This window comes from Streptomyces sp. NPDC051582 (assembly GCF_040681715.1).
Lineage (GTDB): Bacteria > Actinomycetota > Actinomycetes > Streptomycetales > Streptomycetaceae > Streptomyces.
Genome location: NZ_JBFAZJ010000018.1, coordinates 165,528 through 172,914, shown reverse-complemented (window position 1 = coordinate 172,914; position 7,387 = coordinate 165,528). Strand labels below are relative to the sequence as shown.

At 70.6% G+C, this 7,387-nt stretch carries 6 protein-coding genes; 2 read left to right on the top strand and 4 right to left on the bottom strand.

Translation table 11 applies throughout. From position 1 onward, the window contains the following. Window positions 1–138: 138 nt before the first annotated feature. The gene (locus AB0M92_RS23710; RefSeq protein WP_366104264.1) at window positions 139–606 is read right to left on the bottom strand and encodes an RDD family protein; all 468 of its coding nucleotides are present in this window, start codon (window positions 604–606) and stop codon (window positions 139–141) included. Window positions 607–790: 184 nt separating this feature from the next. Between AB0M92_RS23710 and glnA the strand changes: the two genes are divergently transcribed. Further along, window positions 791–2,200: a type I glutamate--ammonia ligase gene (gene glnA, locus AB0M92_RS23705; RefSeq protein ID WP_030863412.1), complete on the top strand. Its 1,410-nt coding sequence runs from the start codon at window positions 791–793 to the stop codon at window positions 2,198–2,200. A gap of 85 nt (window positions 2,201–2,285) precedes the next feature. On the opposite strand, the gene AB0M92_RS23700 is transcribed toward glnA, so the two are convergent. Then, window positions 2,286–2,969 (bottom strand): TetR family transcriptional regulator, encoded by a 684-nt coding sequence (locus tag AB0M92_RS23700; RefSeq protein ID WP_366104263.1) that lies wholly within the window; start codon window positions 2,967–2,969, stop codon window positions 2,286–2,288. Window positions 2,970–3,054: 85 nt separating this feature from the next. On the opposite strand from AB0M92_RS23700, the gene AB0M92_RS23695 reads away from it, so the two are divergent. Continuing rightward, complete coding sequence (locus tag AB0M92_RS23695) at window positions 3,055–3,825, top strand: SDR family oxidoreductase (protein ID WP_366104262.1); 771 nt, start codon at window positions 3,055–3,057, stop codon at window positions 3,823–3,825. A 108-nt stretch (window positions 3,826–3,933) separates the two neighbouring features. Here the strand turns inward: AB0M92_RS23695 and AB0M92_RS23690 are convergent, their stop codons facing one another. Both AB0M92_RS23690 and aceE read right to left on the bottom strand, forming a co-directional pair. After that, window positions 3,934–4,452, bottom strand: a complete 519-nt coding sequence (locus AB0M92_RS23690) for a DUF4240 domain-containing protein (protein WP_366104273.1) — start codon at window positions 4,450–4,452, stop codon at window positions 3,934–3,936. A gap of 156 nt (window positions 4,453–4,608) precedes the next feature. Then, window positions 4,609–7,290, bottom strand: coding sequence for a pyruvate dehydrogenase (acetyl-transferring), homodimeric type (gene aceE / locus AB0M92_RS23685; protein WP_366104261.1), 2,682 nt, complete (start codon window positions 7,288–7,290; stop codon window positions 4,609–4,611). Window positions 7,291–7,387: the final 97 nt, after the last annotated feature.

Below are 7,387 nucleotides of genomic sequence, written 5' to 3'. Positions count from 1 at the left end.
GGGCCCGCTCCCCCCTGCCCGGGGGCCGGGGGGGGGCGTTACTGGGGGGGGGCCCGGGTTGGGTCCCGCTGGGGGGGGCCCCCCCCCGAGCCGGCCGGCTCGGGGGGCGCCCCCGTCCCGTCTCTGCGTTCCGTATGCCTAGATGCGGACCTGGACGGCGCGGGCGAGGCGGTCGTGCAGGCCGCGCCCGTCCCGGTCCCAGACCAGCGCCGGGATGACGAGGGCGAGCAGCACCGTACGCAGCGCGACCCGGCCGATGCCCAGGCGGCCGCCGTCCTCCGCGACGACGCGCAGGCCCACCAGCCGCTTGCCGGGGGTGAAGCCCACGGTGCCGAGGGTGAGGATGCTCAGCACCACGAAGAGGGCCAGGGTCCAGTTGCCGGTGGCGGTCGCGTTGCCGTGCGTGATCAGCCCGAACGCGATCACCTGGCAGCCGACCCAGTCGATGGCCAGACCGCCGAGGCGGCGGCCGAAGCGCGCCACGGAGCCCGGCCCCTCCTGGGGCAGGCCGAGCCGCTGGCCCCGGTAACCGAAGTCGACGCCCATGTCCTCGGCGGCCGCGCGGGGGCCGGAGAGCCAGGATCCGATTGCCTGTCTGTTGTCCACCCGACCACGGTACCGGTGGTGTCCGACGGCGTTCCGACGGGACCCTGGTTAACTTGAGCGAAACAAATGGGTCATGCTTGAGAAATCCCGCCTGCTTATGGTCGGGTCAGCGTGCGGCACCGCACTGACGCACCACGAGCTATAAAGCCCGCCCTGCCCCGGGGCCGGGAGTAGGAGGAGTTGGATGTTCCAGAACGCCGACGAAGTGAAGCAGTACATCGAGGAGAACGACGTCAAGTTCGTCGACGTCCGCTTCTGCGACCTGCCTGGTGTGATGCAGCACTTCACCATCCCGGCTCGGGCGTTCGACCCGGCGGAGGAGCTCGCCTTCGACGGCTCCTCCATCCGCGGCTTCCAGGCGATCCACGAGTCCGACATGGCGCTGCGTGCCGACATCACCACCGCGCGCCTGGACCCGTTCCGCAAGGACAAGACGCTCAACATCAACTTCTTCATCCACGACCCGATCACGGGTGAGGCCTACAGCCGCGACCCGCGCAACATCGCGAAGAAGGCCGAGGCGTACCTCGCCTCCACCGGCATCGCCGACACCGCGTACTTCGGCCCCGAGGCCGAGTTCTACGTGTTCGACAGCGTGCGCTTCGCGACCTCCGCGAACGAGGGCTTCTACCACATCGACTCCGAGGCCGGCGCCTGGAACACCGGTTCCGAGGAGAACAACCGCGGCTACAAGGTCCGCTACAAGGGTGGTTACTTCCCCGTAGCCCCGGTCGACCACTTCGCCGACCTGCGCGCCGAGATCTCCCTTGAGCTGGACGCCCAGGGCCTCCAGGTCGAGCGCCAGCACCACGAGGTCGGCACCGGCGGCCAGGCCGAGATCAACTACAAGTTCAACACGCTGCTGGCCGCGGCCGACGACCTGATGCTCTTCAAGTACATCGTGAAGAACGTCGCCTGGCGCAACGGCAAGACCGCGACCTTCATGCCGAAGCCGATCTTCGGTGACAACGGCTCGGGCATGCACGTCCACCAGTCGCTGTGGGCGAACGGCGACCCGCTGTTCTACGACGAGGCCGGCTACGCGGGCCTGTCGGACACCGCCCGCTACTACATCGGCGGCATCCTCAAGCACGCCCCGTCGCTGCTCGCCTTCACCAACCCGACGGTGAACTCGTACCACCGCCTGGTCCCGGGCTTCGAGGCGCCGGTCAACATGGTGTACTCGCAGCGCAACCGCTCCGCCGCGATGCGCATCCCGATCACCGGCTCGAACCCGAAGGCCAAGCGCGTCGAGTTCCGTGCCCCGGACCCGTCCTCGAACCCGTACCTGGCGTTCGCGGCCCTCCTGCTGGCCGGCCTCGACGGTGTGAAGAACAAGATCGAGCCGATGGAGCCGATCGACAAGGACCTCTACGAGCTCTCCCCGGACGAGCACGCGAGCGTCCCGCAGGTCCCGACCAGCCTGGAGGACGTCCTCAAGGCCCTGGAGGCCGACCACGAGTACCTCCTGGCCGGCGGCGTCTTCACCCCGGACCTGATCGAGACCTGGATCGACTACAAGCGCACGCACGAGATCGCCCCGATCGCCCTGCGCCCGCACCCGCACGAGTTCGAGATGTACTTCGACATCTAAGAAACAGCGCGCACGGCGGCCCCGTCACTCTCTCCGGAGAGCGGCGGGGCCGTTTTGTTGTCGGTGCGTCGCCGCCCGCCCCCGCTCAGGCGGACGGCGGGGCGGGGGGCTTGGAGCGGCGGAGCAGGGGCATGCCCGTCGTCAGTTCACGGAGGCAGCGGACCGCCAGCTCGGGTGGGGAGCCGGGGCCGGAGACCGGGGCTTCCGTCGTCGACCAGAGTTCCAGGGCGATGCGGATGGCGTCCGTGGCGGCCGCCGCGAGGAGGCGTACGCCCAGGGGATCGGCGTTCTCGCCGGCCAGGCGGGCGATCACCGGGACCAGGCGCTCCTCGGAGTCCTGGTTCACGCGGTACCAGACCGCGCGCAGCGCCTCGTCGGTCGCGGCGGCGCGGAGCAGGCCGCGGGTGACCTCCAAGCCCTCCTCGACCACCTGGGAGTCGCTCAGCGAGCGGGTCACCGCGCGTTCCAGGGCCTCGTCGAGCGGGGTGCCGGGGTCCTCCTCGGCGAGCAGGGCGCGCCAGGCGTCTCCGCCACCGGCCAGCAGCGGGCCCACGGCCTCCTGCTTGTTGCGGAAGTACCGGTAGAACGTACGCAGCGCCACGCCCGCGCGGTGCGCGATGTCCTCGGCGGTGGTGCCGTCGGGGCCGTGTTCGGCGAAGAGCTCGCAGGCCGCGCGCGCGATGTCGAGCTGGGTGGCGGCCTTGCGGCGCTCGGTCAGCGACTGGGCTCCGGGACCGGCCACGGGAGAGTACGGACGAGGGGATCTCACGGGTGAAGACTACCTCCCGGTTCGATTCGGAATGCAATTCGTGACGTACTGGCAAAACGTGTCACACCGGCGGTACGCTCGGCCCATGAACCGTTACGAAGGACGTCGCGTCCTCATCACCGGCGGCGGCTCCGGCATCGGCCGGGCCACCGTTCACCGCATCCTCGCCGAGGGCGGCCGCGTGCACACCGTGGACGTCAACGAAGAGGGGCTGGGGGGCACCGCGGAGCAGGCCACCGCCGACGGGCACGCGGACCGCCTCACCACGGCCGTCCTCGACATATCCGACGAGGCGGCCGTCCAGAGCGGCGTCGCCGCCGCGGTCCAGGGCCTCGGCGGGCTCGACGTACTCGTCAACGCCGCCGGCATCCTGCGCTCCGCGCACACCCACCAGACCACGCTCGACTTCTGGAACAAGGTCATCGCGGTCAACCTGACCGGCACGTTCCTCGTGATCCGCGAGGCGCTCCCGGCGCTGCTGGAGGGCGACCAGCCGGTCGTCGTGAACTTCAGCTCCACCTCGGCGTCCTTCGCCCACCCCTACATGGCCGCCTACGCGGCCAGCAAGGGCGGCATCCAGTCCATGACCCACGCCCTGGCCGCCGAGTACAGCAAGCAGGGCCTGCGCTTCGTCGCCGTCGCGCCCGGCTCCATCGAGAGCGGCATGACCACGGGCAACGGCCCGGGCCTGCCCGAGGACACCGACTGGAGCCTGTTCACCAAGCTGGCCCCGGCCCTCGGCCAGGGCTTCGCCGGCCCGCAGACGGTCGCCGGCGTCGTCGCCATGCTGGGCTCCGAGGACGGCGCCTTCATCACCGGTACGGAGATCCGGATCGACGGCGGCACCCACTACTAGCGGACGGCGGCCGTCGGACGGCGGCCGGCCCCAGGTCGCCGGGCGCCGGGCGCCGGGCGCCGGGCGCTAGGCGCTAGGCGCTAGGCGCTAGGCGCTAGGCGCTAGGCGCTAGGCGCGAAAACGGTCCCAGAGCCGGGGGAAGCGCTCCGCGAGCACGGCTTCGTTCTCGAAGTCCAGCGCAGCGCCCTCCGGCTCGGCCGCCTGCAGCGCGACGCCCAGGTCCGGCGCCACCACCCCCGTCAGCTGCTCGTACGCCTCGTCGGCCGCGTACCCGAGCTCCTCGCCGTCCCCGTCGATCTCCTCGTCGAACTCGTCCAGGAGCTCCGCGAGCGCGTCCGGATCGTGCACCCCGCCCTCGAACACCTCCCGCCCCTGGCCGATCAGCCAGCAGCGGAAGTAGTCGAACGCGTCGTCGCTCGCCCCGTCGAGCAGCACCCACGCCGCGCCCCACAGGTCCCACGTGTACGCCCGGTTGTACCGGGACTCGAAGTGCCGGGCGAAGTCCAGGACGGAGTCCGGATCGAGCTGCGCCAGCCGCTCCACGAGCAGCTCGGCGTGCTCCTCGGGGTCGCCCTCGGCGGCCTCGCGGGTACGGTCGACGATCTCCCAGAACTCCGTCTCGTCCATCACCGCTCAAGCATCACGGGTGCGCCCCCTCGCCGCCACCGCTCATACGGCCAAAGGCCGGGAAGATCCCGGACGACGCGCCCGGGGCGGGAAACGCCGTGAGGCGGTCCGCCCCCTGAAGGGGCGGACCGCCTCACGGCGCGGTCTGCTTGCGGCTCAGAGGCCGTAGCGCTCGCGGGCTTCCTTTATGGCGGAGGCCGGAACCTCGCCGCGGCGGGCGAGCTGGGCCAGCGCGGCCACCACGATCGACTGCGCGTCCACGCCGAAGTGGCGGCGGGCGCCCTCGCGGGTGTCGGACAGGCCGAAGCCGTCCGTGCCGAGCGAGGTCCAGTCCTGCTCCACCCACTGGCTGATCTGGTCCGGGACCTGGCGCATCCAGTCGGAGACGGCCAGCACCGGGCTGGTGACGCCCTCCAGCGCACGCGTGACGTACGGGGTGCGGACCTCGCCGCGCAGCAGCGCCTCGTCGCACTCCAGCGCCTCGCGGCGCAGCTCGCCCCAGGAGGTGGCGGACCAGACGTCGGCGGCCACGTTCCAGTCGGCGGCGAGCAGCTTCTGGGCGTCGAGGGCCCAGTGGATGGCCGTACCGGAGGCCATCAGCTGGATCTTCGGGGCGTCGGCGGCCGGGGCGGACTCCAGCGAGGAGGCCTCGTTGAAGCGGTAGAGGCCCTTGAGGATGCCCTCCTCCACGCCCTCGGGCATGGCCGGCTGCACCTTCGGCTCGTTGTAGACCGTCAGGTAGTAGAAGACGTCTTCCGGCTTCTCGCCGTACATGCGGCGCAGGCCGTCCTTGACGATCACCGCGATCTCGTACGCGAACGCCGGGTCGTAGTTGAGCGACGCCGGGTTCGTGGACGCGATGAGGTGCGAGTGGCCGTCCGCGTGCTGGAGGCCCTCACCGGTCAGGGTCGTACGACCGGCGGTGGCGCCGACGATGAAGCCCTTGCCGAGCTGGTCGGCGAGCTGCCACATCTGGTCGGCGGTGCGCTGCCAGCCGAACATCGAGTAGAAGATGTAGAACGGGATCATCGGCTCGCCGTGCGTCGCGTACGACGTGCAGGCGGCGATGAAGTCGGCCATGGCGCCGGCCTCGGTGATCCCCTCGTTGAGGATCTGGCCGTCCTTGGCTTCCTTGTAGTACATGAGCTGGTCGCGGTCGACCGGCTCGTACGTCTGGCCCAGCGGCGAGTAGATGCCGGCCGACGGGAAGAGCGACTCCATGCCGAAGGTGCGGGCCTCGTCGGGGACGATCGGCACCCAGCGCTTGCCGGTCTCCTTGTCCCGCATCAGGTCCTTGACGAGCCGGACGAAGGCCATGGTCGTGGCCATCTCCTGCTTGCCGGAGCCCTTGATCAGCGGGGCGAAGGAGCGCTCGGCCGGAGCCGGCAGGGCCACGTGGTGCACCTTGCGGGCCGGGGCCGGGCCGCCGAGGGCCGCGCGGCGCTCGTTCAGGTACCGCACCTCGGGGCTGTTCGCGCCCGGGTGGCCGTACGGGACGACGCCGTCGGCGAAGGCGCTGTCCGGGATCGGGAGTCCGAGCAGGTCGCGCATGCCCTTGAACTCGTCGATCGTCAGCTTCTTCATCTGGTGGTTCGCGTTCTTCGACTCGAACCCGGCGCCCAGCGTGTAGCCCTTGACGGTCTGCGCGAGGATGACCGTCGGCGCGCCCTTGTGCTCCACGGCGGCCTTGTACGCGGCGTAGACCTTGCGGGGCTCGTGGCCGCCGCGGGAGCTGTGGAAGCACTCGGCGATCTTCGCGTCGGAGAGCACCCCGGCCAGCTGCACGAGCTCGGCGTTGGCGCCGAAGAAGTGCTGGCGGATGTAGGCCACGTCGCGGGTCGCGTACGTCTGGAACTGCGCGTCGGGTACCTCGCGCAGGCGGCGTACGAGGGCGCCCGTGGTGTCGAGCCGGAACAGCTCGTCCCAGGCGGAGCCCCACAGCGACTTGATGACGTTCCAGCCGGCGCCGCGGAACTGCGCCTCCAGCTCCTGGACCACGCGGAAGTTGGCGCGGACCGGACCGTCGAGGCGCTGCAGGTTGCAGTTGATGACGAAGGTCAGGTTGTCGAGCTGCTCGCGGGAGGCCAGGGCCAGGGCGGCGGTCGACTCGGGCTCGTCCATCTCGCCGTCGCCCAGGAAGGCCCAGACGTGCGAGTTGGCGGTGTCCTTGATGTTCCGGTTCTGCAGGTAGCGGTTGAAGCGCGCCTGGTAGATCGCGGAGAGCGGGCCGAGGCCCATGGAGACCGTCGGGAACTCCCACAGCCACGGCAGGCGCCGCGGGTGCGGGTAGGACGGCAGGCCGTTGCCGCCGGACTCCTGGCGGAAGTTGTCGAGCTGCTGCTCGGAGATGCGCCCGTCGAGGAAGGCGCGGGCGTAGATGCCGGGGGAGGCGTGGCCCTGGATGTAGAGCTGGTCGCCCGATCCGTCGGCCTCCTTCCCGCGGAAGAAGTGCTGGAAGCCGGTCTCGTAGAGCCAGGCCGCCGAGGCGAAGGTGGCGATGTGGCCGCCGACGCCGTACTTGGAGCCGCGGGTCACCATGGCGGCCGCGTTCCAGCGGTTCCATGCGGTGATCTTGGCTTCCATCTCCATGTCACCCGGGAACTCGGGCTCGGCGGAGGTGGGGATGGTGTTGACGTAGTCCGTCTCCAGCAGCTTCGGCAGGGCGAGGCCGGCGGCTTCGGCGTGCTGGAGGGTGCGGCGGAGCAGGTATTCGGCGCGGCGCGTACCGGCGGCCTTGGCGACGGCGTCCAGGGAGGCCGCCCATTCGGCGGTCTCCTCGGTGTCGCGGTCCGGGAGCTGGTCGAGCTCGCTCGGAAGCTTTCCTACGGGGTCGGACATCGGTGTGCGCCGCCTTCCGGACAAAGGAGAGGTGGTGAAAAATCCCTGACGGGCAGGACAGGGTCGATGGGCCCGGTTGGGGTCCGTCGACGACTGT

Coding starts and splice junctions, on each gene's coding strand:
- AB0M92_RS23690 (WP_366104273.1), bottom strand. CDS start 4,452: ATGGACGAGACGGAGTTCTGGGAGATCGTCGACCGTACCCGCGAGGCC.
- aceE (WP_366104261.1), bottom strand. CDS start 7,290: ATGTCCGACCCCGTAGGAAAGCTTCCGAGCGAGCTCGACCAGCTCCCG.
- glnA (WP_030863412.1), top strand. CDS start 791: ATGTTCCAGAACGCCGACGAAGTGAAGCAGTACATCGAGGAGAACGAC.
- AB0M92_RS23695 (WP_366104262.1), top strand. CDS start 3,055: ATGAACCGTTACGAAGGACGTCGCGTCCTCATCACCGGCGGCGGCTCC.